Source organism: Peribacillus sp. SIMBA_075, from assembly GCF_046534585.1.
This window is the reverse complement of record NZ_JAWRYN010001566.1, coordinates 1-237: the sequence shown is the minus strand read 5'-3', so window position 1 is coordinate 237 and position 237 is coordinate 1. Positions and strand designations below refer to the sequence as shown.

Annotated in this window: 2 pseudogenes; both read left to right on the top strand. The window is 36.3% G+C overall.

Annotated elements, in window-relative coordinates:
- Positions 1–79, top strand: a pseudogene (gene lstR / locus SB775_RS33690) (PadR family transcriptional regulator); the annotation flags it as partial.
- A gap of 7 nt (positions 80–86) precedes the next feature.
- Positions 87–237 (top strand): annotated as a pseudogene (locus SB775_RS33685) (FtsW/RodA/SpoVE family cell cycle protein); the annotation flags it as partial.

Sequence of the window (237 nt, the reverse complement as noted above, 5' to 3'; positions counted from 1 at the left end):
AGGAAGAAAGATGCTGCGAAAGGCAGAGAAAAATGCTACGAAGGTACAATTTATATTAAAAGGCTTAGTACAGGAGTGAGGCGAAATTGAATAAAAAAGGGGATCGTTTTGTAAGCGAAGTTACGAATCATATTAAATCAAAAGAAGCAAAGAGTTTTGTAGCAACCGAACTAGATTTTCACTTAAAACAGGCAAAGAACACATGGATAGAAAAAGGCTTGAGTGAGGAAATTGCTG